Origin of the sequence: Streptomyces sp. ID05-26A, assembly GCF_033794685.1 — a bacterium.
In the GTDB taxonomy this organism is placed as follows: domain Bacteria; phylum Actinomycetota; class Actinomycetes; order Mycobacteriales; family Pseudonocardiaceae; genus Lentzea.
Map to the genome: position 1 here is coordinate 3,009,939 of NZ_JARAYZ010000001.1, position 25,588 is coordinate 3,035,526.

Genomic DNA, 25,588 nt, shown 5'->3' on the forward strand with positions numbered 1-25,588 from the left:
GCCGATTCTGACCTAAAGCTCGATCACAGTCCCGTCGAGCGGAACCTCGACGCCGGCCTCGCGCAGCTTCTCCGACTCCGGCGACGACGGGTCGAGCACCGGATTGGTGTTGTTGAGATGGGTGTAGATCCGCCGCACGGACGGGAACCGCCGCAGTTCGGGCAGCGAGGCCGTGATCGGCAGGTGGCCCATGGCGGCCTGCCCGGACGCGCTGCCGGTCGCCGACCCCATCTCCGAGGCCGCGTAGAACGTGCCGTCCAGCAGCAGGCAGTCCGCCTCGGCCACCACCTCGTCGAACCCGTCGGGCCACGAGGCCAGGCAGGGCGCGTAGACCAGCACACCACCGGTGACAGGGTCGTGGAACCGGTACGCGACCACCCAGTGGCCGTCCACAGTGGACGAGCGGGCGTACTTCGGGCGCTTGCCGCTGATCGGGATCGCCGAGACCTCCAGACCGTCCAGCGAGAACGGGCCGTCGACCTGGCGCCACGCCACCGGCGCGTAGTCGTCGATCACGGTGCGCAGGTCGAACTGGTCCTTCAACGCGTGCAGGACCGTGCCCGGCGCCCACACCGTCAGGCCCGCGCCGCCACGCAACGTCAGCAGCCCCAGCGTGTGGTCGAGTTCGGCGTCCGTGAACAACGCACCGCGCAACGGCGTCTCCCGCGCGCCAGGACCTGGGTTCAGCAACGAACAGGCGGCGATCTGCGTCCGGATGTCCGGCGAGGCGTTGACCAGCCACCAGTCGGTGCCGTTGCCGCTGACCGCCAGGCAGTCCTGCGACCGTGAGGGCAACGAGCCGGACCGGGCGCGCACGCAGAGCGAACAGGCGCAGTTCCACTGCGGGAACCCGCCACCCGCCGTCGTGCCGAGCAGAACCGCCTTCACCGCATCTTCCTCATCGCCATCACGGGCACCTCGGCCGGTGCCATCTCGGTCTCCAGGATCAGGTCCACAGTGGACCGCTTGGGGGACAGGGAGCAGACGGGGTCGGTCGCCGCGGCGTCGCCCGTCAGCTGGAACGCCTGGCAGCGGCACCCGCCGAAGTCGATCTCCTTGCGCGGGCAGGACCGGCACGGGTCCCGCATCCACTCGAAGCCGCGGAAGGCGTTGAACGACGGCGAGTGGTGCCAGATGTCGTGCAACGACGAGTCGCGCACGTTCTCGATCTCCAAAGAGCTGATCACCGTGGCGGCGGGGCAGGGGAGCACGTCGCCGTTCGGTGCCACCGTCAGCTGCCGCGCTCCCCACCCGTACATGCAGGGTTTCGGGTGGGCCTCGTGGTAGTCCGCGATGACGTAGACGATCTCCATGCGTCCGCGCAGACGTTCCTGCGCGGCGGCCACGATCGGATCGGCGACGGCGAGCTGCTCCCGGGTCGGCAGCAGCACCGCGCGGTTGCGCAGCGCCCAGCCGTAGTACTGGGTGTTCGCGAGCTCCAGGCGTTCGGCGCCCATCTGCTCGGCCATCGCGATGATGCCCGCGATGTTGTCGAGGTTCTGCCGGTGCAGCACCGTGTTCACGGTCAGTGGCAGGCCCTCGTCGAGCACGAAAGCAGCAGCCTCCACCTTGCGGTCGAACGCCTTGATGCCCGCGATCCGGTCGTTCCCCGCACGGGTCGCGTCCTGCAACGAGAGCTGCACGTGGTCGACGCCCAGGGAAGCCAGCGAGTGCAGCCGCTCGCGTGAGAGGCCGACTCCGGACGTGACCAGGTTGACGTAGCACCCCAGGCTGTTCGCGTGCTCCACCAGCGAGGGCAGATCCGGCCGCAGCAACGGTTCACCGCCGGACAGGTGGATCTGCAGGCAGCCCAGCGATCGGGCCTGGTCGAACACGCGCCGCCAGTCCTCGGTCGACAGCTCGGCGTCGCGGCGGACCAGTTCCAGCGGGTTCGAGCAGTAACCGCACTGCAACGGGCACCGGTGCGTCAGCTCGGCCAGCAGGCCGAAGGGAGCCTCAGCCATCGACGTCCACCACCCTTCGTTCGACCATGCGGGCCACCAGTTCGGCCACGTCGGAAGGCTCGACGCCGTCGTAGGAGTCGGCCAGCTCTACGGCGATGTCGCCGACGGACCGAACGCCGTCGCACAGCGCCACAACAGAAGCGGCGGTGTCGTTCAGCACCAGCACGCCCTCGGGGAACAGCACCACGTGGGCGGACCGGATCTGGTCGTAGGTGCACTTCACCCCGCGCCGGATCCGCGGCACGGCGCCCAGCGCGACCACGGTCACGGTTTTCCCTTGCCCGAGTAGTAGTCGACGGCGTCCAGCACGGCCCGCAGCACGTCGCACTTGAACGACAGCGCGTCGACAGCGGCCAGTTGCTGTTCGCGAGTCAGGGAGTGCTCCACCACGATGTCCACAGTGGCCCGTCCCTCGCCGGCGACGGCCTCGATGCGGTTCGTGAAGTAGGCGAAGCCCTCCTCGGCGATCCACGGGTACTGCTCCCGCAACGCCGTCAAACGCTTGCGCATCAACGCACCCGAGAACATCTCGGTGAGCCCGGACGCGATCGCCTCGACCCACGGCTTGGTGCGCGCGAAGTTCACGTAGGCGTCGACGGCGAAGCGCGTGCCGGGCAGCACGTGACGTTCGTCGAGCACCTCCTCCCGCGTCAGCCCCACGGCCTCCGCGAGCCGGATCCAGTTCTCCGCACCGCCCTCGCCCGGCCGCGTGCCGTCGTGCCAGACGATCCGGTCACGCCACTGGCGGCGGATTTCCGGCGACGGGCAGTTGGAGAGGATCGCGGCGTCCTTCTGCGCGATGCAACGCTGGTAGTACCAGCGGTTCGCGGCCCACGCCTGCAACTCGTGCTTGTTCAGCTGTCCGGCGTGCATGCGCAGGTGGAACGGGTGGGTGTCCCAGTACCGGGGCGCGAGGGCGCGGAGCTCGGCGACGAACTCCGCGGGGGCAACGGCAGTCATGGGCGAGAACTCCTCCGGAACGCGCGCGGGGCCGGGGTTCCCGGCAGCCTGCCAGGAACCCCGGCGTGGTGCCTGACGTCAGCTGCGAGCCGCGTAGGCGGTGACCTCCATCGGCGTCTCGAAGTCGCGGAAGTCGGGCTTGACCCACTCGCGCTTGACCTCGGGAAGCTTGGTCTCGGTCGTGGTGACGGCAACGTTCATGCGCAACTCCTCGGGCATCGGGCCTGCCTGCCCGAACGGGCTGGCAAGCGCTTTCCGTGGGGTGCGGCGGCGACCCACACGGTATGTCTTCCTGGCCACCGAGGTCTAGACCGTCCACGAAGTTCCCGAAAGTCATCGGACGGTTGGTGTCTCGTTTCGCCCAGGAGAAACCCGGGAATACCGGGACCTCCGACCACTGTTGCGGGGTGCTGCGATCTGTGATTGCGTAAACACTCCCTGCAACTCCGCCGTCGCAGACAACCACGAGCGGACCCGAAGGAGAGCACATGCGTGCTCGTCGTATCGCAGCGGCAGCAGCCTGCACTGCCATGGCCGCGTCCCTCTGCGTCATCCCGGCCTCGGCGCAGGACGACCCCTCCGTCCTGGCCGAACGGACACTCGCCACGAAGCTCGACATCCCGTGGGACATCGAGTTCCTGCCGGACGGCAGCGGCATCTTCACGGAGCGGGACACCCGGAAGATCAAGAAGATCAAGGGCACGACCGTGACCGACCTGGACACGGTGGAACAGGCCCAGACGACGGGCGGTGAGGGCGGACTGCTCGGCCTCGCCGTGTCCAAGAGCTTCGCGACCGACAACTCGGTCTTCATCTACTACTCGACGGCGAACGACAACCGCGTCGCCAAGCTGCAGCTCGGTGGTACGCCGCAGCCGATCGTGACCGGGATCCCCAAGAACCGCTACCACAACGGCGGTGGCCTGGAGTGGGGTCCGGACGGCTTCCTGTGGGCCACCACGGGTGACGGCCAGAACACCGGCACCGCGCAGAACTGGAACTCGTTGGGCGGCAAGGTCCTGCGCTTCGACGCCGCGGGCAAGCCCGCCGCCGGCAACCCTCGCGCCGGCAGCGTCGTCTACTCGATCGGCCACCGCAACGTCCAGGGCATCACGTGGATCGGCAACACCGCGTACGCCACGGAGTTCGGCAACAACTCGACCGACGAGGTCAACCGGATCGAGGCCGGCAAGAACTACGGCTGGCCGACGTGTGAGGGCAACTGCAGCGTCGCGGGCATGACCAACCCGGTCAAGACGTGGTCCACCAGCCAGGCCGGTCCGACCGGCATCGCCTTCTACAAGAACGCTTTGTACGTCGGCGCGGTCACCGGCAAGCGCGTCTGGAAGATCCCGGTGAACGGCACGACGCTCGGCACCCCGCAGGCGGTGTTCACGGGTTACGGCCGCGTGCGCGCGGTGACCCCGGCGCCGGACGGCACGCTGTGGCTGGGCACGTCGAACCAGGACGCGAACGGCTCACCCGGCGCGAACGACGACCGGATCATCTCCACCGACGGCTAGTTTCGGGCAGCGGGCATCCGGCGGAGCTGGTCGAGCACCGCCGGATCCTGCAGCTGCATCCACTGGATCACCTCGGTGTAGGTGGCGCACACCGTCTCCGGCTCGTCGCACACGAACTCCATGAACTGCTCCATCGCCGTCGAGAACGCGTTGCCGTTCCACTCGTTGAAGTGGTTGCCGACGACGATCGGCGCTCGGTTGCCGTTCAGCGCGGCCTGGTGCACGGACTTGTAGGTGCCGAGCACGATCTGGGCGAAGTCGGCCGCGCGCTCCGGCTGTTCCTTGGCCTGGTTGAGCGAGTACCAGAGGTTGAAGTCCATCATCACGACCTGCTTGCCCAGTCCGGGAACGCGGACCTCGGGCATCGGGAACTCGTACAGTCCGTTCTGGACGGTCGGCCACTGCACGCCGAGCGCGACCTGGCTCGTGTCGTAGACGAGCCCGTGCGCGGCCATCGCGGGGAAGGCCTGGTCCCACTTGCCTTCCAGGCACGGCGTCCGTCCACCTCGGACGGCGTCGGCGGGCAGGTTCAGCCCGGCGGCGCGGGACTTGTCGACGATCTGCTTGAACTGGGCCAGCTCCGCGTTCCAGGCCGCGGTGTCCCACTTGTCGACCGAGGGCTGCGAGCCGTTCGAGCAGAAGTGGCCGTTGTAGTGCGTGCCGATCTCGTGGCCGTCGGCGATCACCTGGTTCAGGTAGGCGATGCGCGACGTGACGTCCTGCCGGGTGCCGCCGAAGTCGATGTCGGACTTGCCGCGCTTGAGGCCCGCGGGCGGCTGGTACTGGCCGCCGTCCTGGTCCGCCAGCATGTAGACGCCGGACAACAGGCCCGTGACGTGCGCGTTCTTGGCCTTCGCGATCGGCAGGACCTTGTCCCAGTGCTTCTTCGACACCGCGCCGTCGAACGAGAAGAGCACGAACTGCGGAGGCTTCTCACCGGGTGCGAGCTTGTGCATCCACGGTTGCTTCGCCATCTGCTCGGGCGAGGGGGCGGGCACCGTCGGCGTCGGCCCCGCGTCCTTGGGGGCGGGCAGTCTCGGTGCCATCGGCAGGGGGCCTGAGTCGGCCTGGGGCGCTGGATCCTTCTGAGAGCCCAGCGTCATCACCATTGCCAGAACCAGCCCCAGAGCCAGGCCCGTGGTCAACCATCCCCACCGCTTCACACCTTAGGAGACGACTCATCACCCGGACGGGTTGCGTGAGGTGCGCGATTGGTCACGCAACGGGTTCGGCGATGACCACTCTGTTCGCTTCGTACCCCTGCTGACCACCGATCCAGGTACCGCCGCAGGTGACCAGCACCAGCCGGTGCGGCCCGCGCGGCCCGAAGAACTCGACGGCGCGCGCCGGGAGCTCCTCCTTGCGGATGGTCTCGATCTGCTTGATGCGGAACTTGAACTCCTTGCCCGCGCTGTCGGCGATGACGACCTCACGGCCGTTCTGCGCCTGCCACAGCTCCGCGAACGGGCCCTTCGCGCCCTTCCAGTCGACGTGCCCGGCCAGCACCGTCGCGCCCTCGGAGGCCGCGAGCTCGGTGCCCCACCACGTCGCCTCGCCGATGCCGTCCGGCACCGGCAGCACGCCGTCCTTCACTTCCTTGCGCACCAACGTCGCCGAGCCGCCGGAGGGCAGCCGCACGGAACCCGGACCGGCCTTGGGCGGCGCGGGCTGCTGTTGCTGCACGGGAGGCTCGACGGGCCTGGCGTTGGCCGTGTTCGCCCCGCCGATCAACCCGGTGAGGTCGGGACCGCGGCCGGTGCTCAGGCTGTCCGCCACCGGTCCCGGTCCGACCACCGGGATCTCGTCCGCGACCGCGCGGCCGGCGACGACCTCGGTCTCGGACGTGGTGACCAGCACGCTGGCAGCGGCCACACCCGCCACCAGCGCGCCGGTCAGAAAAGCCTTGGGACTCACTGCCTGCGCCACACCAGGAAGCCTGCCAGCGCCGCACCGAGCAGCACCAGGCCACCCACCGTCAGCATCAGTCCGGGACGGAGCTGCGTGTCGAACGACGCGGTCGCGACCGGCGTCTGGCCGTCGGCACCGGCCGGGATCGTGCTGGGCACGACCGGCTTGTTCGGCTTGTTCACCATTTCCAGCGCCAGGGTCTGACCCGCCGCGAGCGTGCCGCACGCCGACGGTGGCGCCTTCGGGTCGAAGAACTCCTCGTAACCCTTGGGAGCGGCCACCTCGACGAGGCAGATCTCCTGCGGGGTGCGCAGGTCCGGGATCTCGACCGTGCCGTCGGGACCGGTCTGCAGCACCAGCGGCTTGCCGTCCGTGCCGACCAGATCGGTGTCGTCCTGCTTCTTCGCGGCCTTCGTCTGGTCCTTGGCCGTGACGCGCAGCGCGACGCCCGGGATGGACTTCTTCGTCTCCGAGTCGATCTTCGTGATCTTCACGGCGCCGGGAGCGGTCTTCGCGGTGGTGTTCGCGGCGGCGTTCAGCTTCTTCTCGCCACCGGTCGTGACCATGCGCTGCATGTTCTCGGTCTGGATCGGGAAGTGCACGACCGGCTTGTCCGCGGGGGAGTCCGCGACGGCCGCGATCGACGGCTTGGGGCCGGTGGCGACGAGCTTGACGGCGGCCGGGCTGCCGTCCGCGCCCGTGGTGGCCGTGCCGCTGGTGGCACCGTCGGCCAGCTTCGCGTCGGTCAGGGTGAAGGCGATCGGGGCGTTCGTGACGCCCTTGTCGTTCGCTTTGACCAGAGACAGCGTCCAGGTGGACTCGGTGTCGATGATCAGCGGTTCCTTCGGCGCGGTCGCGGTGAGCTTCCACGGGCCGCGGTTCGCCTCGGCGTCGGCCTTGAGGCGCGCGACGGTGTCCATGACGGACTGCGGCAGGCGCGCGGCGTAGAAGGCCGCGTCGTAGGCGAGGAACTTCGGGTCGGTGGTGTCGAGCCGCACCGCACCGTCGGGCACCGACGTCCAGCTGTGCAACAGGTGCGCGAGGGCCGCGGCCTCCTCCGCCGACTTGGTCGTGGAGTAGCGCAGCAACAGGTAGGAGATGTTCGCCGCGACGTCCGGGGCGAGGTCCTTGCCCGCCTTGGTGCGCAGCGCGTCACCGGGCTGGTAGCCGACGTTGCTGTCCGGCGCGGGCAGTGCGTACTGCACGCACCACACCTGCTTGTCCTGCCAGATGTATGAGCCGTGCCACTCGCTTCCGGGTGTGGCGTTGGGCTGGAGCCCTGACGCGTTGTGGCCGATGCCCTTGACGCCGACAGCTGTCGCCGTCGCGGGGACGGTCAGGAGCGCGAGCCCCGAAACCATCGCCACGGCGGCCAGACGTTTCCAGCCCATTTTAGATCTTGATCCCCTCTGACCAGGTTTGATCCCGTGCGAGCCTCTCGTTCCCCCACACCGGGGACAAGCCGCCACGAGGGGGAAGTCTCTCGCTACTCCGGGTGTGAACGTGATTGGAATGTGACGGGGCTTACCCACATGGGCTAAGACACGCCGCGACACGCCGTGGTCTCACTACGCTCCGGAGTTAGCGCAGTATTTGCGCACGTGTGATCGTCGTCGGGGGTAAAGTCGCCTTTACCGATGGGGAACATGGCACCGAGCGTGCTCGTTGAACCCAGTGACGGCGTAAAGCAACGCCACAGGAGGACCAGGTGCGCTCGAGCAGCAACCCGGCTTTCCGTAACCTGCCGACCGGCGGCGGGTACGGAGGCTACGCAGGCTTCGGCCAGCCAGAACAGGCCGGCTACCAGCAGGCCCCGCCGCCGCTGACCAGCGAGCGGCCCATGACGATCGACGACGTCGTCACCAAGACGGGCATGACGCTCGCCCTGGTGGCCACGACCGCCGTCATCACCTACCTCATGCAGGCGTGGGCCCTGCTGTTCCCGGCCGCGATCATCGGCCTCGTGCTCGCGCTGATCATCATGTTCAAGCGCATGCCGAGCCCGCCGCTCGTCCTCGCGTACGCCGCCGTCGAAGGTGTCTTCCTCGGCGCGTTCAGCGGGATCATCGGCGGCATGGTCGACCGCATGACCGGTACCCCCGGTCAGGGCATCGTGATCATCGGTCAGGCCATCATCGGCACGCTCGGCGTCTTCGCCGGCATGCTCGTGGTCTACAAGACGGGCGCGATCCGCGTCACGCCGAAGTTCACCAAGTGGATCGTCGGCGCGATCATCGGCGTCGGCGTCCTGATGCTCTTCAACCTCATCCTGAGCTTCTTCAACGGTGGTGACGGCATCGGCATCCGCTCCGGCGGTCCGATCGCCATCATCTTCAGCCTCGTCTGCATCGGCCTCGCGGCGTTCAGCTTCCTGATCGACTTCGACGCCGCCGACCAGGCGATCCGCGCCGGCGTGCCGGCCAAGTTCGCGTGGCAGATCGCGTTCGGTCTCACGGTCACCCTGGTGTGGCTGTACACCGAGATCCTGCGCCTGCTGTCGTACTTCAACTCGGACTGACGCCTCGGGTGTGCTGGAGGGGCGTTCCGCTGCGGCGGGGCGCCCCTTCGGCGTTTGTAGGCTGGGCCTGGTGGACCACGCCTACCGCTTGACGATGGAATCGCCCGCCGTGGAGGCCTACCTGCGTCTGCGCAGGGAATCAGGCCTGAGCGCGCGCACCGAGCAAGAAGCTGAAAACGGCATCGGCGGCGCATGGGCCAGCGCAATTGCCATTCACGTGGAATCAGGCGAAATCGTCGGGATGGGACGCGTGATCGGCGACGGCGGCTGGTATTTCCACATCATCGACATGGCCGTGTTGCCGGACCATCAACGCAAAGGCATCGGCGACGCGATCCTCGCCGCGTTGCTGGAACGAATCGGCGAACACTCGCCGAACGCGTGCGTCAGCCTTTTGGCCGATCCGCCCGGCCGTCGTCTCTACGCACGACACGGCTTCGTGGAGAGCGCACCGGGTTCGATCGGGATGTGGCGGCGCTAGACCCGCCAGCGCACGTCCGGCAGTTCGGTGCCGACCTTGATCAGGCAGTCCACGCACAGCGACCCCGCCTGGGCGCGCGACACCCGTTCGTCGGGCACCGAATGATCGCAGACGGCCTCGTAAAAGCTGCGGGGAGAACCGTTTGCTTGATCGAGAGAGAAAGCATGGCATTGCAGGTCATATTCGCTTTGCCACCACACGTAGGGCATGTCCGACCCCTCCTTACTCGTTGGTAGGGACGGACTTCCCCTCGCCCGATGACGCCAATGCGCGACGTTTCATCTCATCGGCAGAAAGGGGGCAGGCAAGTAGCTCCGTTCGGGTGAAGCGGAGCTACTTGCAAGCGTCAATTTGCAGATCTTGGGCGAAAGATCAGCTCAGTCGCTCGATGACCATCGCCATGCCCTGGCCGCCGCCCACGCACATGGTCTCGAGACCGAACTGCTTGTCGTGGAACTGCAGCGAATTGATCAGGGTCGTGGTGATGCGCGCACCGGTCATGCCGAACGGGTGGCCCACGGCGATGGCGCCGCCGTTGACGTTCAGGCGGTCCAGGTCGATCCCGAGGTCCTGGTAGGACGGGATGACCTGGGCGGCGAACGCCTCGTTGATCTCCACGAGGTCGATGTCGGAGACCGACAGGCCCGCCAGCGCCAGCGCGCGCTTCGAGGCCTCGACCGGACCGAGGCCCATGATCTCGGGCGACAGGCCGGAGACGCCGGTCGACACGATGCGCGCGAGCGGCGTGATGCCGAGTTCGCGGGCCTTCGTGTCGGACATGACCACCAGGGCCGCGGCGCCGTCGTTCAGGGCGCAGCAGTTGCCAGCGTTGATGCGGCCGTCCGGGCGGAAGACGGGCTTCAGCTGGGACACGGCCTCGTAGGTGACGCCGGCGCGGGGGCCGTCGTCCGCGGAGACCACCGTGCCGTCGGGCAGCGTGACCGGCGTGATCTCGCGGGCCCAGAAGCCGTCGGCGATGGCCTTCTCGGCGAGGTTCTGCGAGCGGACGCCGAACTCGTCCATCTCCTGGCGTGAGATCCCCTTGAGCAGAGCCAGGTTCTCGGCGGTCTGGCCCATCGGGATGTAGACGTCCGGAACCACGTCGATCGAACGCGGGTCGAGCCACTCCGAGGCGCCGGAGGCCGCGACGGACGCGGTGCGCGCCTCGGCCTCGCCGAACAGCGGGTTGTGCGTGTCCGGCCACGAGTCGGAGCTGCCCTTGGCGAACCGCGACACGGTCTCGACGCCGGCGGAGATGAACACGTCGCCCTCGCCCGCCTTGATGGCGTGCAGGGCCATGCGCGTGGTCTGCAGCGAAGAAGCGCAGTAGCGCGTCACGGTCGTGCCGGGCAGGTTGTCGTAACCCAGCAGCACGGACACGATGCGCGCCATGTTGAAGCCCTGCTCGCCGCCGGGCAGGCCGCAGCCGAGCATCAGGTCGTCGATCTGCGCGGGGTCGAGCTGCGGCACCTTGTCCAGTGCCGCGCGGATCATCCGCGCCACCAGGTCGTCGGGCCGAACGTCCTTCAGCGAGCCCTTGCCCGCACGGCCGATGGGGGAGCGGGCGGCGGAGACGATCACGGCCTCAGGCATCACGAAACTCCTCGTTGAGAGTCAAGGTTGCCGTCGAGCCTAGTTAACGGCCGCTCACCCCGGCCAGCGCGAGTGACGAGAATTCCGAAACTCAGGCGTGCCGCTTCTGCAGCCACACCGGCACGCGAGAGGGCCGCACCGCCAGAGCGGCGGCCGACCGCAACGGCAGCACCGGCGCGACCCAGCCCGGCCACAACCCCGCCACCTGGCACAACGGCGCCAGCAGCACCCCCGCCGCCGCCTCGTAGCCGACGGCGCTGGGATGGAAGCGGTCCGAGCTGAACATGTCGACGTGCCGTGCCATGAACTCCGGCGCCAGCAGGTTCGCCATCGACACCGTGACACCGCCGGCCCGCTTCACCTCGGCGGTCTGCGCCGCCGCCAGCCGCAGGCTGTACCGGTGCCCGACCAGCCGCAACGGCTGCGGGATCGGCCTCACGATCCCGAGGTCGGGGCAGGTCCCGACGACAACGCCGCACCCGATCGCGCGGAGCTTCCCGACCTGCTCGCCCAGCAGCCGGGCGGACTCGCGCGGGCCGATCCGCGACGTCACGTCGTTCGCGCCGATGATGATCAACGCGACCTGGGGCGCGTCCAGCACGGCCGCGTCGACCTGGGGCACCAGGTCACGGGTGGTCGAGCCGCTGATGGCGTACGTCGACAGGCGCACCGGCCGGCCCGCCTCCTCGGCCAGCGCCTGGGCCAGCAACACGCCCGGCATCTGCGAGGGATGGGTCACACCGACACCCACCGCCATCGAGTCTCCGAGCACCGCCAGCCGCAGCGGATCGCCACCGTCGTCGAGGTACACGCCGTCCGGCGCGGGCCAGAGGTGTTCGAGCACACCGATGGCCACCCTGGCACGTCGTCCCTGCTCAGTGAGCAGGCCGAAGAGCGCACCCGAGAGTCCGCCGAGCGTCGCGGCGGTCATCGCCACCGCGCGCAGCGTCCTGAGTCCGATCATCCGCACCACCCCCTTCCACCCCGCATCGTGCGTTCCGCCGTTCGAATCAACCTCCGCAGCGACTAGAGCTACGCTTCGTCCCGCTATCTCGGAGAGTGGGAGCAGGGAGTAGATACCGGTGGAGTACGTCGAGCACGTCGTCGATCTGGTCGGCAACACGCCGCTGGTCAAGCTCAACTCCCTGACGACGGGGATCAAGGCCACGGTGCTGGCCAAGGTCGAGTACCTGAACCCCGGTGGCAGCGTGAAGGACCGCATCGCGCTCCGGATGGTCGAGGCCGCCGAGAAGTCCGGTGAGCTGCAGCCCGGCGGCACGATCGTCGAGCCGACCTCGGGCAACACCGGCGTCGGGCTCGCGCTCGTCGCCCAGCGCAGGGGCTACAAGTGCGTCTTCGTGTGCCCGGACAAGGTCAGTGAGGACAAGCGCAACGTCCTCAAGGCCTACGGCGCCGAGGTCGTGGTGTGCCCGACCGCCGTCGCGCCCGAGCACCCGGACTCGTACTACAACGTCTCGGACCGGCTCGTCCGCGAGATCCCCGGCGCGTGGAAGCCCGACCAGTACTCCAACCCGGAGAACCCGGCGAGCCACTACCACCAGACCGGCCCCGAGATCTGGCGCCAGACCGCCGGCAAGATCACGCACTTCGTCGCGGGCGTCGGCACCGGCGGCACGATCTCCGGCACCGGCCGGTACCTCAAGGACATCTCCGACGGCGCCGTGCAGGTCATCGGCGCGGACCCGGAAGGCTCCGTCTACTCCGGCGGCACCGGCCGTCCGTACCTGGTCGAGGGCGTCGGCGAGGACTTCTGGCCCGAGGCGTACGACAAGACCGTCGCCGACCGGATCGTCGAGGTCTCGGACGCCGACTCGTTCGAGATCACCCGCCGCCTCGCCCGCGAGGAGGGCCTGCTCGTCGGCGGTTCCTGCGGCATGGCGGCCGCCGCCGCGCTGCGCGTCGCGAAGGACCTGCCCGAGGACGCCGTCGTGGTCGTGATCCTCCCGGACGGCGGCCGCGGCTACCTGTCCAAGGTCTTCAACGACCGCTGGATGGCGTCCTACGGCTTCCTGCCGCCCGACTCGACCGGCGCGACCGTCGGCGACGTGCTGCGCCGCAAGGGCGGGATGCTCCCCGACCTCGTGCACGCGCACCCGAACGAGACCGTGGGTGACGCCGTAGCGATCCTGCGCGAGTTCGGTGTCTCGCAGATGCCCGTCGTCAACGCCGAACCGCCGATCATGGCGGCCGAGGTCGCCGGCGCCGTCAACGAGCGCGACCTGCTCGACGCGCTGTTCACCGGCAAGGCCCAGCTGTCCGACCGCCTCGACAAGCACATGTCGCCGCCGCTGCCGACGCTCGGCGCCGGTGAGCCGGTCGGCATCGCCATGAACGCCCTCTCGAACGCCGACGCCGCCCTCGTCCTGGAGGACGGGAAGCCCGCCGGCGTCGTGACTCGGCAGGATGTTCTGGGGTTCTTGGCTGGTCGCTGAGCGTAGAAGCGGGTGCGTCCGATAGCGTGACGCCCCAGATCAACACCTGTCTCACTCGTACACGGCCCAGCCAAGGGGGTTGGAAACCGGATGAACGCTCCGCAGCCGCCAGGAAATCCGTTCGGCGGTCAGCCGCAGGAGCCCAACGCGGACGCAACGCAGATCGTCCCGGGAGGTGGGCAGCCGTCCGCGGCGAACCCCAACCCGGACGCGACGCAGGTCGTCTCGCCTGGTCAGGCTCCTGCCGCACCGCAGCAGAACGCGGACGCCACCCAGGTCGTCAGCCCCGGGCAGGTACCTCCCGCCTCGGGTGGCTTCCCGGCACAGGGCCCCGGCTCCGGCGGGTTCCCCGCCCAGCAGCCGCCGGCCTACGGCGCCCCGCAGCAGCCCTACGGTGCTCCGCAGCAGCAGCCTTACGGCGCTCCGCAGTCCAACCCGTACGGGCAGCCGCAGCAGCAGGCCTACGGTCAGCCGCAGCAGCCCTACGGTGCTCCGCAGGCCGGCCCGTACGGCCAGCCGCAGCAGCAGGCCTACGGTCAGCCCGGCGGTTACGGCCAGCCCGGCTACGGCATGGCCCCCATGCCGCCCACCGGTTATGCCGAGTGGGGACCCCGCGCGGTCGCCGGCCTGATCGACTACGGCATCCCCGGCGTCGTCGGCTGGCTGATCGCGTTCGTGGTCAGCATGATCGCCGCCTCGACCGGTGACCCGAACACCGCGGGCATCCTGGGTCTGGTCGCGTTCATCGTCGGCTACGGCGGCATGCTGGGCTTCCTGATCTGGAACACCGTCCTGCGCGGCGGCTCCACGGGTCAGTCGCTCGGCAAGAAGGTCGCCAAGATCAAGCTGATCAAGGAGGACACGCAGCAGCCGCCCGGCGGCGGCACCGCGTTCCTCCGCCTGCTCCTCAACTACGCGTTCGGTCTGCTCTGCGGCGTCGGCTCGCTGATCAACTACCTGTCGCCGTTGTGGAACAAGCCGAAGAACGAGACGTACTCCGACAAGATCTGCGGCACCGTCGTGATCAACTGGCCGGACACCGCTTCCTACGGCGGCGGCGGTGGCTACGGCCAGCCGCAGCAGCAGGCCTACGGTCAGCCCGGCACCGGCGGTCACCCGCAGCAGCCGAACACCGGCGGCTACCCGCAGCAGCCTCAGCAGGGTGGCTACGGCCAGCCTCCGCAGCAGGGCTACGGCGGTCAGCAGCAGGGCTGGTAAAGCCTTCGGCGCAGCCCCCGGCCACCTCGCGGTGACCGGGGGCTGAGTCATTTCCGGGGGTGTTCACCTCGTGGACTCACGCCGTCGACCGCCAGACGGGTGAGTACCCTTCGGACATGAGCACCCCATACGGCTTCGCCACCAGGGCGATCCACGCCGGTCAGGACCCGGACCCGACCACGGGTGCGGTGAACGTCCCCATCTACGCGACCTCCACGTACGCCCAGGACGGCGTGGGCGGCCTGCGTGAGGGCTTCGAGTACTCCCGCACCGGCAACCCGACCCGCCGCGCACTGGAGACGTGCCTCGCGTCCCTCGAACGCGGCCGTTACGGCCGTGCGTTCTCCTCCGGCATGGGTGCGACCGATGCCGCGCTGCGCACGTTCCTCAAGCCCGGCGACCACATCGTCATCCCGAACGACGCCTACGGCGGCACGTTCCGGCTGATCGACAAGGTCTTCTCGCAGTGGGGCGTGACCCACTCGCCGGCCCCCGTCTCGGACGTCGACGCCATCCGCGCGGCCATCCGTCCCGAGACGAAGCTCGTGTGGATCGAGACGCCCACCAACCCGTTGCTGAACATCGGTGACATCGCGGCGATCGCCTCGGTCGCGCACGACGCCGGCGCCAAGCTGGTCGTGGACAACACCTTCGCCTCGCCCGCCCTGCAGACTCCGCTGGAGCTCGGCGCGGACGTCGTGCTGCACTCGACGACCAAGTACGTCGGCGGCCACTCCGACGTCGTCGGCGGTGCGCTGATCACCTCGGACGAGGAGATCGACGCGGCGTTCGGGTTCCTGCAGAACGGCGCCGGTGCCGTTCCCGGGCCGTTCGACGCCTACCTGACCCTGCGCGGCATCAAGACCCTCCAGCTGCGCATGGAGAAGCACTCCGACAACGCCGAACTGGTCGCCGAGGCCCTCACCCGGCACCCGAAGGTGAAGAAGGTCATCTACCCCGGCCTGGAGTCGCACCCCGGGCACGCGGTGGCGGCGAAGCAGATGAGCCGGTTCGGCGGCATGGTGTCGTTCATCGTCGACGGTGGCGAGGAGGCGGCGCTGGAGGTGTGCGCGCGGACCAAGCTGTTCCTGCTGGCCGAGTCGCTGGGCGGCGTCGAGTCGCTGATCGAGCACCCCGGCAAGATGACGCACGCCTCGACGTCCGGCTCGCTGCTGGAGGTCCCCGCGGACCTGGTCCGCGTGTCGGTGGGCATCGAGTCCGGTGACGACCTGGTGGCCGACCTGCTCGAGGCGCTGGGCTGAGTTCGGTCTGAACACGCAGAAGGCCCCCTCCCGTGCTGGGAGGGGGCCTTCTGCGTTGATCAAGGCTTCTTCGAGCCGAACCTGTCCACGTTCTCGGCCTCGGCCGTCGGAGCCGCCGGTAGGTCGGCGCCGTTCACGCAGCCGCCGACGAACTGGATCGTCTCGCCGGTGCGGACGAAGCGGCCGGCCTCGTCACAGCCCGCGTGCGCCACGGTAAGGAAAGCGGCGCCGGTCAGTGCCGCAGCCGTGGTCACGGCTCCGACCAGCGGAATCACCGCGGCCACGCGTCGCGCGAATGCCATGCCACCTCCACCCGATGTGAGTCCCCCGTAAGGCAGCCTACCGGGGGATCGGCATCAGAGGTTGCCTCGTCGCTCCTGTTCGCGCTCGATCGCCTCGAAAAGGGCCTTGAAGTTGCCCTTGCCGAAGCCGAGGGAGCCGTGGCGCTCGATCATTTCGTAGAAGACGGTCGGGCGGTCGCCGATCGGCTTCGTGAAGATCTGCAGCAGGTAGCCGTCCTCGTCGCGGTCGACCAGGATGCGGTGTTCCTTCAACGTCTCGATCGGGACGCGGACCTCGCCGATGCGTGCACGCAGCGCCGGGTCGTCGTAGTAGGAGTCCGGGGTCTCGAGGAACTCGACGCCCGCGTCGCGCATGGCCGTGACGGTCTTGATGATGTCGTTGGTGGCCAGTGCGATGTGCTGGACGCCCGCGCCCTCGTAGAACTCGAGGTACTCGTCGATCTGCGACTTCTTCTTCGCGATCGCCGGCTCGTTCAGCGGGAACTTGACGCGGTGGTTGCCGTTGGAGACGACCTTGGACATCAGCGCGGAGTAGTCCGTGGCGATGTCGTCGCCGATGAACTCCGCCATGTTCACGAAGCCCATGACGCGGTTGTACCACTCGACCCAGTAGTCCATCTTGCCGAGCTCGACGTTGCCGACGCAGTGGTCGACGGCCTGGAACAGGCGCTTCGGGGCGCCTTCCGGACGCTTCACGGTGGAGGTGCGCGCGACGTAACCCGGCAGGTAGATGCCGTTGTACTTGGTGCGGTCGACGAGCGTGTGGCGGGTCTCGCCGTACGTCGCGATCGCGGCGAGGCGCACGGTGCCGTGTTCGTCGGACACGTCGTGCGGCTCTTCGAGGACGGTGGCGCCCTGCTCACGGGCGTGCTTGATGCACTGGTCGACGTCGCCGACTTCCAGTGCCAGGTCGACGACGCCGTCGCCGTGGCGGCGGTGGTGGTCGAGGAGTTCGGAACCGGGCGTGACGCCGCCGTGGATCACGAAGCGGGCCGAGCCCGACTTCAGCACGAACGACTTGTGGCTGCGCTGGCCGGTCTCGGGGCCCGCGTAGGCCACGAGCTCCATGCCGAACGCCACCTGGTAGAGCCACGCGGTCTGCGTGGCGTTGCCCGCGACGAACACCACGGCGTCCATGGCGCGCACGGGGAAGGGGTCCTTGGTCGCGTCGTAGTCGACCAACCCCACGAGCTGCCGGAGCTGGTCGTAGCTCACGTCGTCAAGCTGCTGAGTCATGTCCAACAGCATGATTCGACCCGACAGGGTGAGCAACAGTCAGCGATTTCTCAGGACAATTTGTATAGTGATCTATGCCTTCGGATCAGCAGAGTGAGCACTCTGACCAGCCCGTCGACGAACTGGACGCGAAGCTGCTCCTGCTCTTGACGGACGAGCCCCGTCTGGGCGTCCTCGAATGCTCCCGCCGGCTGGGGGTCGCGCGCGGAACCGTGCAGGCCCGACTGGATCGATTGACCGACCGGGGCGTGCTCACCGGGTTCCCGCCGGCGCTCGACCTGGGGGCGATGGGGTACGGGCTGACGGCGTTCGCGACGGTCGAGATCGCGCAGGGGCGGAGGGCCGAGGTGTGCGAGGGGCTGGCCGCGATCAGCGAGGTGTGCGAGGTGCACGCGACGACGGGTCAGGGGGACCTGTTCGTGCGGATGGTCGCGAGGTCCAACGCGGACCTGCAGCGCGTCGTCGACCACATCGTCGACGTGCCTCACGTGCGGCGGTTGTCGACGTCCATCGCCCTGTCGACGCCCGTGCCTCCACGAGTGCGGCCCTTGCTGGAACGCGTGAAAGGGCGGCCACCGAAGTGACCGCCCTTTCGAACGTTTGTGGTGTTACTACGCCTGATACGGAACGGCGGAGATCAGCGTGACCTTCTGCTGCTTGCCGTTGGGCAGCTCGTACGAGACGGTCTCACCGTCCTTCGCGCCGTTCAGGGCCTTGCCGAGCGGCGACAGCGGAGAGTAGACCTCCATCTCGCCGTGCGCGCCCTCTTCACGGGTGGCGAGCAGGAAGGTCTCCGTCTCGTCGTCACCGTCGTAGCGGATCGTGAGCACCGTGCCGGGTGCCGCAACGCCCTTGGTGGTGGGAGCCTCGCCGACCTTCGCGGCCTGGAGCAGCTCGTGCAGCTGGCGGATGCGCGCCTCCTGCTTGCCCTGCTCCTCGCGAGCCGCGTGGTAGCCGCCGTTCTCGCGGAGGTCGCCCTCTTCGCGGCGAGCGTTGATCTCGGCAGCCATGACCGGGCGGTACGCGATCAGTTCGTCCAGCTCAGCCTTGAGCCGGTCGTAGGCCTCCTGGGTCAGCCAGGTCACCTGGGTGTCGCTCACGGTCACCAACTCCTCGTCTTGCTCTGCTGCATGCGTGTGCACCAGATAGTTCCCGGGCCTGGGGCTCGGAACGGAAAAACACGGCCCGCGCCGGGGCCGTGCTTGAGCGGCAATAGTAACACGCAGACAACGTTCAGCGACGGCGATTTGTTCCCCATCTCGCCGTTTAAACCGCAGATCACCCGCTTGGCCGCTAGCTCGTGGACAAGTAGGCGGGAACCTGGTAGGAGCACCCGAACACCTCGCCGGTGACCGGCGGTTTCGAAGTGCGGAGAACTGTTGTCTCTACGACGACGTCATTTCCCGGTGGAACCAGAACCTCGCGCCGACCTGCTTCGTCCCCGTCCTTGGACCGGGCCCGAATGATGCAGACGGCCGCACGCTCCGGTTGATCGCGAGAAACCTCGAAACTGACCTTCACCTGGTCGTCGCCGAGGAGGATGAACGCGGTCTGCTTCGCCTCGATCGGCTTTGTACCGAGATTTCGGTAACCGACGAAGGCGATGACGGCACCTACTGCGACGGCTACGGCGAGTAATGCCCAGCGCGCCCACGTGGCGAGCGGCTTGCGGCTCTGCTTGCTGTAGCGACCCTCGGGGAGCGCGCGTTGTGCCACTTGTCCGCGCCCTCCTCAGCCTCTGGGGAACAATGGTGCCCGGCGTTCAGTTGATGAGTGTCGCAGGACCGTTCACACAGGAGGACCACGGGGGTCATGGCCGACAAGCTGCGCCTTATGGCAGTGCACGCACATCCCGACGACGAGTCGAGCAAGGGCGCGGCCTCGATGGCTCGCTACATCGCGGAAGGGCACGACGTGATGGTCGTGACCTGTACCGACGGTGGTGCGGGCAGCATCCTCAACCCGGCGATGGACAAGCCGGACGTGCTCGAGAACATCATCGAGGTCCGCCGCGAGGAGATGGCCAACGCGGCCAAGATCCTCGGCATCCAGCACCGCTGGCTGGGCTTCAAGGATTCGGGCCTTCCCGAGGGCGACCCGCTGCCGCCGCTGCCCGAGGGGTGCTTCGCCCTCGTGCCGCTGGAGGAGTCGGTGCCGTCCCTGGTGGAGGCCATCCGCGACTTCCGCCCGCACGTCGTCGTCACCTACGACGAGAACGGCGGTTACCCGCACCCGGACCACATCCGCACGCACGAGATCTCGATGGCGGCCCTCGACGCCGCCGCCGACGCCTCGTTCAAGCCGGAACTGGGCGACGCGTGGGAAACCCAGAAGGTCTACTACGGCCACGGCTTCTCGCGCGCCAAGATCCTCGCGTTCCACGAGGCGATGGAAGCTCGCGGCATGGAGTCGCCGTACGCCGAGTGGCTCGCGAACTGGAACACCGACCGTCCCGACGTGATGGACCGCGTCACGACGCAGGTCGAGTGCGCGGACTACTTCGACGTCCGCGACGAGGCGCTGAAGGCCCACGCCACCCAGATCGACCCGACCAGCCGCTGGTTCGGCATCCCGATGGAACTGCAGCGCGAGATCTGGCCGACGGAGGAGTACGAACTCGTCCGCTCGCAGGTGGACTCGACGCTGCCGGAGAACGACCTGTTCGCCGGAGTTAAGGTCTAGGGGTGCTCTCCCCAGACTTCTCCCTCGGCAGCACGGTGGCGCTGGTCGCCGTGCAGCCGTCGAACACGAACGACGGCAATGACAAGGGCGGCCAGGGCGAGGACTTCGGAAAGTCCTCGCCGGTCGGCCTCGTCCTGCTGATCGTGTTCTTCATCGCGGTGTTCTTCCTCGTCAAGTCGATGAACAAGCACATCAAGGGCTTGCCGGCGTCGTTCGACGAGCCGGCCGAGGCGTCCAAGGAAGCCCCGGCCGAGTCTTCGGACGCGTCGAAGAAGAAGGACTAGCGGCTCCTGAGTTCCACCACGAAGTCGTGGACCTCCTCGAAGGCCGGCGGCTCCACCGGCAGGTCGCTGGTCTCCCGCGCCTGCCGCAGCTCCTCGTGCCAGTGCGCGAGGTCCGCCTCCAGCCGTTCGGGCGCGGGCCTGTCCGGCACCCCGGCCAGCGCGCGGTGCTCGCCGAGGACCTTGGCCTCGATGAGTCCCGGCAGGTAGTCGGGGCCGTCTAGCTTCTCCAGCAACGTCGGCAGGTGCGCGTTCACCTCGCCGGTGCGCAGCAGGTGCACGCCGGTCAGCAGCGCGCGGAACGTGTAGAGCAGCGGCTTGATCTCGGCGGTCTTCTCGAACAGCCGCCACTGCGTGGCGGCGAAGCCCCGGTAGTGGTGCCCGTGCCGTGAGGTCAGACACCCCGCGGCGAGGGCGGCCAGCTTCCGGTGCGCCTCCGTCGTGTGCACGACGAGCGGCGAGAGCAGCTGTTCCAGCACGTAGCCGTTGGGGCGGGTCAGCAGCCGGCAGAACTTCTGCACGTCGTGCGTGACCAGGTCGATCTCGACACCGTCGCGCACCCACATCCGTTCCTTGGTCTCCGGGCCGTGCCGCAGGCCGAGGATCTCGGCGAGTGGCAGCACGTGCACGCCGCGGAGGTCCACGTCCGAGTCACGGGACGGGAAGCCGTACAGATGCGCGCCGGACACCGTCGCGAACAGCAGGTCGTGCGACTGCTCGGCGACGACGGCGCTCAGGTCGGGTACCTCGTAACTCACAACATCCTCCTGCGCACCGACATCAACCAGTCCTCGACCCGCGCCCGGTCCGGATCCTCCGGCAGCGGGCCTCGTGCTTCCGCCATCTCGTCGCCCAGGCGGTGGGCCCACGCGACCGCTTCGTCCCAGTCCATCGAGCCGTCGCGGATCTTCAGCAACGACCTGTCCGCACTGATGTCATAACGGCCCGTGCGCAGCAGGTTCAGGCCCACCAACCTCAATCGCACCACGTGCATGAGCTGCTTCGGCTTGAGGTTGCGGCCCGCGCGCGACAGCTGCATCTCCGTCGCGCGCGTGAACGCCCGCACGGCGTACTGGGAGAGGAACGCGGGCAACAGTTCCCGCAGTTCCTCTCCCATCGGCGTGCTGATCTCCACCAGCGGGCTCACCAGCGTCTCGAGCACCGTCGGGTTCGACTTCAGGCCGAGCCTGCAGAAGTGCTCGACCTCCCAGCTGAGCTGCTCGGGGTCCGGTCCCTCGACCGAGGTCGGGGGTTTCTCCAGGCGCCAGAACGCCTCCGTGGGCGCGACGAACACCCCGCGTCTGTCCACATCGGACTCCGCGCTCGCCAGACCGTAGGCGTGCGAGCCGATCACGGCTTCGAGGATCACAGTCGTGGGTCCACCGGTTCCGACTCGAGCGCGAGCACGCCGAAGACGCACTCGTGCACCCGCCACAGGGGTTCGCCGCGCACGAGACGCTCCAGGGCCTCGATGCCCAGGGCGTACTCGCGCAGGGCGAGTCCGCGCTTGCGTCCCAGCGAACGCTTGCGCAGTCGCGAGAGGTTCTCGGGCGAGGTGTAGTCCGGGCCGTAGATGATCCGCAGGTACTCACGCCCGCGCACCTTCACGCCCGGCTGGAAGCGTCCGCCGGCGTTCGCCAGCGGCTTCACGACCATGCCCTCACCGCCGTCCGCGGTCAGTTCCTCCCACCACTTCACGCCGGCGGCGACCTGCGAAGGGTCGTCGACGTCGACCACGAGGTGCCGGGTCTGCTGGAACAACGGGCCTTCCAGTCGTCCCAACGTCTCCAGGTGCCACAGGTGTGAACGGTCGTGGAACGTCTGCCCCTCGGCCGCCAACAGCTGGAACGGTGCGATCCGCACGCCCTCCAGTCCGTCCACCGGCCAGCAGTACCGCTCGTAGGCGGCGCTGTAGGCCTCCGCGTTCGAGGCTCGCTCCGCAGTCCGGGCCAGCAGGTCCCCGACGTCGACGCCGCGCGAGACAGCCGCGGACAGGGCCTCGACCGCGACCGGCAGCGCACCACCGGCCGCCGCGCCGACCGCCGCGTACTGCTCGCGGATCAGTCCGGAAGCCTTGGCGTTCCACGGCATCAGCTCGGCGTCGAGGAGCAGCCAGTCCGTGGCGAACTCCTCGAACAGCCCGGCGCACGCCGAACGCACCCGGTCCAGCAACTCCGCGCCGACAGCGCCGTCGAAGAACGCACGGCCGGTGCGCGTGTAGATCGCGCCGCCAACCTTCCGCACCAGCAACACCGCGCGGGAGCCCATGTGCTTCTCCTCGCAGATCACCTGCCGGACACGGGCCGACCGGTACTCCGCGAACGCCTCCTCCGGGTGTTCAAGCACGTCGTCGCGCTGCGAAGTCGCCACCGGAGCCATCGTCGGCGGCAGGTACAGCAGTTCGTGCGGGTCGATCGCGAACCGGCTCATGACCTCCAGCGCCGACGCCGACTGCTCCGCGCGGATCGTCACGGCACCGATCAGCGACGTCTCGACCCGGCGCGTGCCCGTGACGTCGCTCAACGCCAGCACGTCCGGCGCGCGCTCGACGGCCTTCGGCGGGAACGGCGCGTCGTTCTCGTACCAGGTCTGGTGCGCCTTGACGGCGACGAGCTCCTTCTCCGGGTAACGCAACGCGGTCAGCTTGCCGCCGAACACCACACCCGTCTCCAGGCACATGGTGTTGTTGATCCACTCGGCTTCGGGCGTCAGGACGTGCCCGTACAGCACCATCGCCGAGCCGCGGTAGTCGTTCGCCCACGGCAGGCGCACCGGCAGGCCGTGCGCGTCGGTCTCGCCGGTCGTGTCGCCGTACAGGGCGAAACTGCGGACCTTCGCGGACGCACGGCCGTGGTAGCGCTCGGGCAGACCGGCGTGCGCGACGACGAGGTTTCCGCCGTCCAGCACGTAGTGTGCGACGAGGCCGTCGCAGAACTTCGTCGCGGCGAGGCGGAACTCCTCCGACTCGTGGGCGAACTGCTCCAGCGACTTCTCCAGCCCGTGCCGGACCGTCACCTTGTGGCCGCGCATGGCCCGCACGAGCTTCTCCTCGTGGTTTCCGCGCACGCTGAAGGCGTGGCCGGCCGCGACCATGCCCATCACGAGACGCAGCACGCCGGGGGTGTCCGGCCCGCGGTCGACCAGGTCGCCGACGAACACGGCCTTGCGGTCACCCGGCGGAACGGCGTCGACCGCACGGCCCTCGTCGTCCCGAACCAGCGCGTAGCCGAGCTCGGTGAGCAGTTCCTCCAGCTCCGCCCGACACCCGTGCACGTCGCCGAACACGTCGAACGGCCCGGTCTCGTGCTTGAGGTCGTTGAGCAGGCGCTCGTACACGATCGTCGAGTTGTCCACATCGGACTCGGAGCGCAGCACGTGGACGCGCTTGAACCCCTCCTTGCCGAGGAACTTCAGCGAACGCCTGAGCGCCGCCCGGTGCCGCTTCACGACGTGCGGGCCGAAGTCGCGGTCGGGGCGCTGCGCGTTGCGCGCGAGGCACACCTCGGTGGGGGTGTCGAGGACGATCGCGACCGGCAGCACGTTCGCCTTGCGCGCGACCGCGACCAGCTGGGCGCGGTCCTGCGGCTGCACGTTGGTCGCGTCGATCACGGTGACGCGCCCGGCCTCCAGGCGCTTCGACGCCACGTAGTGCAGCACGTCGAACGCCGCCCCGGACGCCGACTGGTCGTTCTCGTCGTCGGACACGAGCCCGCGGAAGTAGTCGCTCGACAGCACCTGCGTGGGCAGGAAGTGCTTGCGCGCGAACGTCGACTTGCCCGAACCGGAGGCGCCGACCAGCACCACCAGACACAGGTCGGGGATCTTCAGCTCCATCAGTTCTCGTCCCCCAAGGTGAAAACGGCCATCTGGGTCGGCGCGCCGCGGTCGGCGTCCTCCGGCCCGATCGGCACGTACCGCACGGCGTAGCCACGGCGTTCCGCGACGCCGTCCGCCCACGCCGCGAATTCTGCCCGTGTCCATTCGAAACGGTGGTCGGAATGGCGCATCTGGCCCTCCGGCAACGTTTCGAACAGCACGTTGTACTCGACGTTCGGCGTGGTGACCAGCACGGTTACCGGGCGGGCCACGGTGAAGACCGAGTGCTCCAGTGCGGGCAGGCGCGACGGGTCGACGTGCTCGACGACCTCCATCAGCACCGCCGCGTCGTACCCGGCCAGCTCGGGGTCCGCGTACGTCAAAGCCGACTGCCGCAACGTGATCCGCTCGCGCTGACGTTCGCCCATGCGGTCCAGGTGCAGCTTGCGGGCCGCCTCCTGCAACGCCTTCGCGGACACGTCGACACCGTGGACCTCGGTGAACTCGGGCTCGTTGACGAGCGCGCGCAACAGCGCCCCGCCACCGCAACCGAGGTCGAGCACGCGCTTGGCCCGCGCCTCCTTCAAGGCCTTGAGCACGGCTTCCTTGCGCTGCACGGCAAGGGAGATCTTCGGCTCCGCCAGCGCGTTGTCGAGCTCTTCGGGCTCGACCTCGGCGACGTCCGCGAGGCGCTCCAGGGCGGAGGTGATCAACGGTCGCTTGCGCGCCAGGTACCGGGTGGTGATCAGCTCCTTGTCGGGGTGCTGGGACAACCAGCCGTCACCGGCCTTGAGCAGCTTGTCGACCTCGTCGGCCGCGACCCAGTAGTGCTTGCCGCCGTCGAGCACGGGCAGCAGCACGTAGAGGTGCTTCAACGCGTCGCTGAGCTTCACGGTGCCGCTCAGCGTGACGTCACCGAAGCGCGAGTCGCCGTGCTCGGTGATCGCCACGTCCCAGCCGAGGGGCGTGAAGAGGCGCTCCGCGAGCCGGTGGGGCAGCGCGGGGATGCGGACGACCAGCGGGATCGGCGTCGCGGCCAGTTCCGGGTAGCTGTCGCTGCGGCCGTTCATGGCCGTGCGGAACACGCTGCCGAGCGCGACCGTGAGCAACGACCCGGCCGCGTACGGCCTGTCGTTGACGTATTGGGTGAGCGTGCTGCCGGGACCTCGGACGAGTGCGATCGGGTCGACCTCCAGCAGGAGGGCCACCGTGCATTCCTCGTTCGTCGCCTTCGGGTAGAAGACGTGCGCGGTGCCCGAGCTCGTCGTGAACGACTGAGCCCGGTCGGGATGCTTGTGCAGCAGGTGGCCGAGATCGGTCGCCGGCTGGTGCGTCGTGGTCATGGTGAGCAACACGAGGTCGAGTCTGATCGAGAGTCGGCCTCTGCGCTG

28 protein-coding genes are annotated in these 25,588 nt (G+C 68.6%); 9 read left to right on the forward strand and 19 right to left on the reverse strand.

Annotated features, from left to right (window positions below; translation table 11 throughout):
* Positions 1-12: 12 nt before the first annotated feature.
* The 5 genes from pqqB to pqqA all read right to left on the reverse strand — a co-directional run bounded on the left by pqqB (position 13) and on the right by pqqA (position 3,125).
* Positions 13-888, reverse strand: a complete 876-nt coding sequence (gene pqqB / locus PV646_RS14950) for a pyrroloquinoline quinone biosynthesis protein PqqB (protein WP_500342004.1) — start codon at positions 886-888, stop codon at positions 13-15.
* The gene (gene pqqE / locus PV646_RS14955) at positions 885-1,964 is read right to left on the reverse strand and encodes a pyrroloquinoline quinone biosynthesis protein PqqE (protein WP_500342005.1); all 1,080 of its coding nucleotides are present in this window, start codon (positions 1,962-1,964) and stop codon (positions 885-887) included. Before pqqE ends, pqqB begins: the two co-directional genes overlap by 4 nt.
* The gene (gene pqqD, locus PV646_RS14960; RefSeq protein WP_500342006.1) at positions 1,957-2,232 is read right to left on the reverse strand and encodes a pyrroloquinoline quinone biosynthesis peptide chaperone PqqD; all 276 of its coding nucleotides are present in this window, start codon (positions 2,230-2,232) and stop codon (positions 1,957-1,959) included. The genes pqqE and pqqD overlap by 8 nt, the downstream gene beginning before the upstream one ends.
* A complete protein-coding gene (pqqC, locus tag PV646_RS14965) occupies positions 2,229-2,924 on the reverse strand; it encodes a pyrroloquinoline-quinone synthase PqqC (protein WP_500342007.1) in 696 nt (231 codons plus the stop codon). Before pqqC ends, pqqD begins: the two co-directional genes overlap by 4 nt.
* A 78-nt stretch (positions 2,925-3,002) precedes the next feature.
* On the reverse strand, positions 3,003-3,125 hold the full coding sequence (pqqA, locus tag PV646_RS14970) for a pyrroloquinoline quinone precursor peptide PqqA (RefSeq protein WP_166045134.1): 123 nt from the start codon (positions 3,123-3,125) through the stop codon (positions 3,003-3,005).
* Positions 3,126-3,412: 287 nt separating this feature from the next.
* Between pqqA and PV646_RS14975 the strand changes: the two genes are divergently transcribed.
* A complete protein-coding gene (locus tag PV646_RS14975; protein WP_500342008.1) occupies positions 3,413-4,447 on the forward strand; it encodes a PQQ-dependent sugar dehydrogenase in 1,035 nt (344 codons plus the stop codon).
* On the opposite strand, the gene PV646_RS14980 is transcribed toward PV646_RS14975, so the two are convergent.
* The 3 genes from PV646_RS14980 to PV646_RS14990 all read right to left on the reverse strand — a co-directional run bounded on the left by PV646_RS14980 (position 4,444) and on the right by PV646_RS14990 (position 7,746).
* Complete coding sequence (locus PV646_RS14980) at positions 4,444-5,493, reverse strand: polysaccharide deacetylase family protein (protein ID WP_500342009.1); 1,050 nt, start codon at positions 5,491-5,493, stop codon at positions 4,444-4,446. The two genes, PV646_RS14975 and PV646_RS14980, sit on opposite strands and share 4 nt — an antisense overlap.
* Positions 5,494-5,662: 169 nt before the next feature.
* A complete protein-coding gene (locus PV646_RS14985) occupies positions 5,663-6,373 on the reverse strand; it encodes a class F sortase (RefSeq protein WP_500342010.1) in 711 nt (236 codons plus the stop codon).
* Positions 6,358-7,746 (reverse strand): MSCRAMM family protein, encoded by a 1,389-nt coding sequence (locus tag PV646_RS14990; protein ID WP_500342011.1) that lies wholly within the window; start codon positions 7,744-7,746, stop codon positions 6,358-6,360. Before PV646_RS14990 ends, PV646_RS14985 begins: the two co-directional genes overlap by 16 nt.
* 317 nt (positions 7,747-8,063) lie before the next feature.
* Between PV646_RS14990 and PV646_RS14995 the strand changes: the two genes are divergently transcribed.
* Together PV646_RS14995 and PV646_RS15000 are read left to right on the forward strand one after the other, a co-directional pair.
* Positions 8,064-8,873, forward strand: a complete 810-nt coding sequence (locus tag PV646_RS14995; protein ID WP_500342012.1) for a Bax inhibitor-1/YccA family protein — start codon at positions 8,064-8,066, stop codon at positions 8,871-8,873.
* Positions 8,874-8,943: 70 nt separating this feature from the next.
* Complete coding sequence (locus PV646_RS15000; protein ID WP_500342013.1) at positions 8,944-9,354, forward strand: GNAT family N-acetyltransferase; 411 nt, start codon at positions 8,944-8,946, stop codon at positions 9,352-9,354.
* Here PV646_RS15000 and PV646_RS15005 read toward each other — a convergent pair.
* The 3 genes from PV646_RS15005 to PV646_RS15015 all read right to left on the reverse strand — a co-directional run bounded on the left by PV646_RS15005 (position 9,351) and on the right by PV646_RS15015 (position 11,911).
* The gene (locus tag PV646_RS15005) at positions 9,351-9,563 is read right to left on the reverse strand and encodes a hypothetical protein (protein WP_500342014.1); all 213 of its coding nucleotides are present in this window, start codon (positions 9,561-9,563) and stop codon (positions 9,351-9,353) included. The genes PV646_RS15000 and PV646_RS15005 overlap by 4 nt on opposite strands.
* 163 nt (positions 9,564-9,726) lie before the next feature.
* Positions 9,727-10,947, reverse strand: coding sequence for an acetyl-CoA C-acetyltransferase (locus PV646_RS15010; protein ID WP_500342015.1), 1,221 nt, complete (start codon positions 10,945-10,947; stop codon positions 9,727-9,729).
* Between the two features lie 91 nt (positions 10,948-11,038).
* Positions 11,039-11,911, reverse strand: a complete 873-nt coding sequence (locus tag PV646_RS15015; protein WP_500342016.1) for an SGNH/GDSL hydrolase family protein — start codon at positions 11,909-11,911, stop codon at positions 11,039-11,041.
* 118 nt (positions 11,912-12,029) lie between these two features.
* Here PV646_RS15015 and PV646_RS15020 point away from each other — a divergent pair, with 118 nt between their 5' ends.
* From PV646_RS15020 to PV646_RS15030, 3 genes are all read left to right on the forward strand, one after another.
* Positions 12,030-13,400 (forward strand): cystathionine beta-synthase, encoded by a 1,371-nt coding sequence (locus PV646_RS15020; protein WP_500342017.1) that lies wholly within the window; start codon positions 12,030-12,032, stop codon positions 13,398-13,400.
* Between the two features lie 90 nt (positions 13,401-13,490).
* Positions 13,491-14,618 carry an RDD family protein gene (locus tag PV646_RS15025; protein ID WP_500342018.1) on the forward strand — a complete coding sequence of 376 codons (1,128 nt, stop codon included), beginning with the start codon at positions 13,491-13,493 and terminating at the stop codon, positions 14,616-14,618.
* 116 nt (positions 14,619-14,734) lie between these two features.
* Positions 14,735-15,880 carry a cystathionine gamma-synthase gene (locus PV646_RS15030; RefSeq protein ID WP_500342019.1) on the forward strand — a complete coding sequence of 382 codons (1,146 nt, stop codon included), beginning with the start codon at positions 14,735-14,737 and terminating at the stop codon, positions 15,878-15,880.
* A gap of 59 nt (positions 15,881-15,939) precedes the next feature.
* Here the strand turns inward: PV646_RS15030 and PV646_RS15035 are convergent, their stop codons facing one another.
* Both PV646_RS15035 and hppD read right to left on the reverse strand, forming a co-directional pair.
* On the reverse strand, positions 15,940-16,182 hold the full coding sequence (locus PV646_RS15035) for a hypothetical protein (protein ID WP_189158166.1): 243 nt from the start codon (positions 16,180-16,182) through the stop codon (positions 15,940-15,942).
* A gap of 54 nt (positions 16,183-16,236) precedes the next feature.
* On the reverse strand, positions 16,237-17,319 hold the full coding sequence (gene hppD / locus PV646_RS15040) for a 4-hydroxyphenylpyruvate dioxygenase (RefSeq protein ID WP_500342404.1): 1,083 nt from the start codon (positions 17,317-17,319) through the stop codon (positions 16,237-16,239).
* Between the two features lie 173 nt (positions 17,320-17,492).
* Here hppD and PV646_RS15045 point away from each other — a divergent pair, with 173 nt between their 5' ends.
* Entirely contained in the window at positions 17,493-18,002 is a 510-nt protein-coding gene (locus PV646_RS15045) for an Lrp/AsnC family transcriptional regulator (RefSeq protein ID WP_452251293.1), read from the forward strand.
* Between the two features lie 27 nt (positions 18,003-18,029).
* On the opposite strand, the gene greA is transcribed toward PV646_RS15045, so the two are convergent.
* Together greA and PV646_RS15055 are read right to left on the reverse strand one after the other, a co-directional pair.
* Positions 18,030-18,524 (reverse strand): transcription elongation factor GreA, encoded by a 495-nt coding sequence (gene greA, locus PV646_RS15050; protein WP_045309976.1) that lies wholly within the window; start codon positions 18,522-18,524, stop codon positions 18,030-18,032.
* Positions 18,525-18,711: 187 nt separating this feature from the next.
* Positions 18,712-19,134 carry a DUF4307 domain-containing protein gene (locus PV646_RS15055; protein WP_500342020.1) on the reverse strand — a complete coding sequence of 141 codons (423 nt, stop codon included), beginning with the start codon at positions 19,132-19,134 and terminating at the stop codon, positions 18,712-18,714.
* A gap of 96 nt (positions 19,135-19,230) precedes the next feature.
* On the opposite strand from PV646_RS15055, the gene mca reads away from it, so the two are divergent.
* Together mca and PV646_RS15065 are read left to right on the forward strand one after the other, a co-directional pair.
* Positions 19,231-20,100 (forward strand): mycothiol conjugate amidase Mca, encoded by an 870-nt coding sequence (gene mca, locus PV646_RS15060; RefSeq protein WP_500342021.1) that lies wholly within the window; start codon positions 19,231-19,233, stop codon positions 20,098-20,100.
* Positions 20,101-20,102: 2 nt separating this feature from the next.
* Positions 20,103-20,384 carry a hypothetical protein gene (locus PV646_RS15065; protein WP_500342022.1) on the forward strand — a complete coding sequence of 94 codons (282 nt, stop codon included), beginning with the start codon at positions 20,103-20,105 and terminating at the stop codon, positions 20,382-20,384.
* On the opposite strand, the gene PV646_RS15070 is transcribed toward PV646_RS15065, so the two are convergent.
* Genes PV646_RS15070 through PV646_RS15085 form a run of 4 tightly spaced genes read right to left on the reverse strand, consistent with a single transcriptional unit; the run spans position 20,381 to position 25,552 of the window.
* Positions 20,381-21,139 (reverse strand): nucleotidyltransferase domain-containing protein, encoded by a 759-nt coding sequence (locus PV646_RS15070; RefSeq protein ID WP_500342023.1) that lies wholly within the window; start codon positions 21,137-21,139, stop codon positions 20,381-20,383. The genes PV646_RS15065 and PV646_RS15070 overlap by 4 nt on opposite strands.
* Positions 21,136-21,750, reverse strand: a complete 615-nt coding sequence (locus PV646_RS15075) for a nucleotidyltransferase domain-containing protein (RefSeq protein ID WP_500342024.1) — start codon at positions 21,748-21,750, stop codon at positions 21,136-21,138. The genes PV646_RS15070 and PV646_RS15075 overlap by 4 nt, the downstream gene beginning before the upstream one ends.
* Entirely contained in the window at positions 21,747-24,215 is a 2,469-nt protein-coding gene (locus PV646_RS15080; protein ID WP_500342025.1) for a polynucleotide kinase-phosphatase, read from the reverse strand. The genes PV646_RS15075 and PV646_RS15080 overlap by 4 nt, the downstream gene beginning before the upstream one ends.
* Entirely contained in the window at positions 24,215-25,552 is a 1,338-nt protein-coding gene (locus tag PV646_RS15085) for a 3' terminal RNA ribose 2'-O-methyltransferase Hen1 (RefSeq protein WP_500342026.1), read from the reverse strand. The genes PV646_RS15080 and PV646_RS15085 overlap by 1 nt, the downstream gene beginning before the upstream one ends.
* Positions 25,553-25,588: the final 36 nt, after the last annotated feature.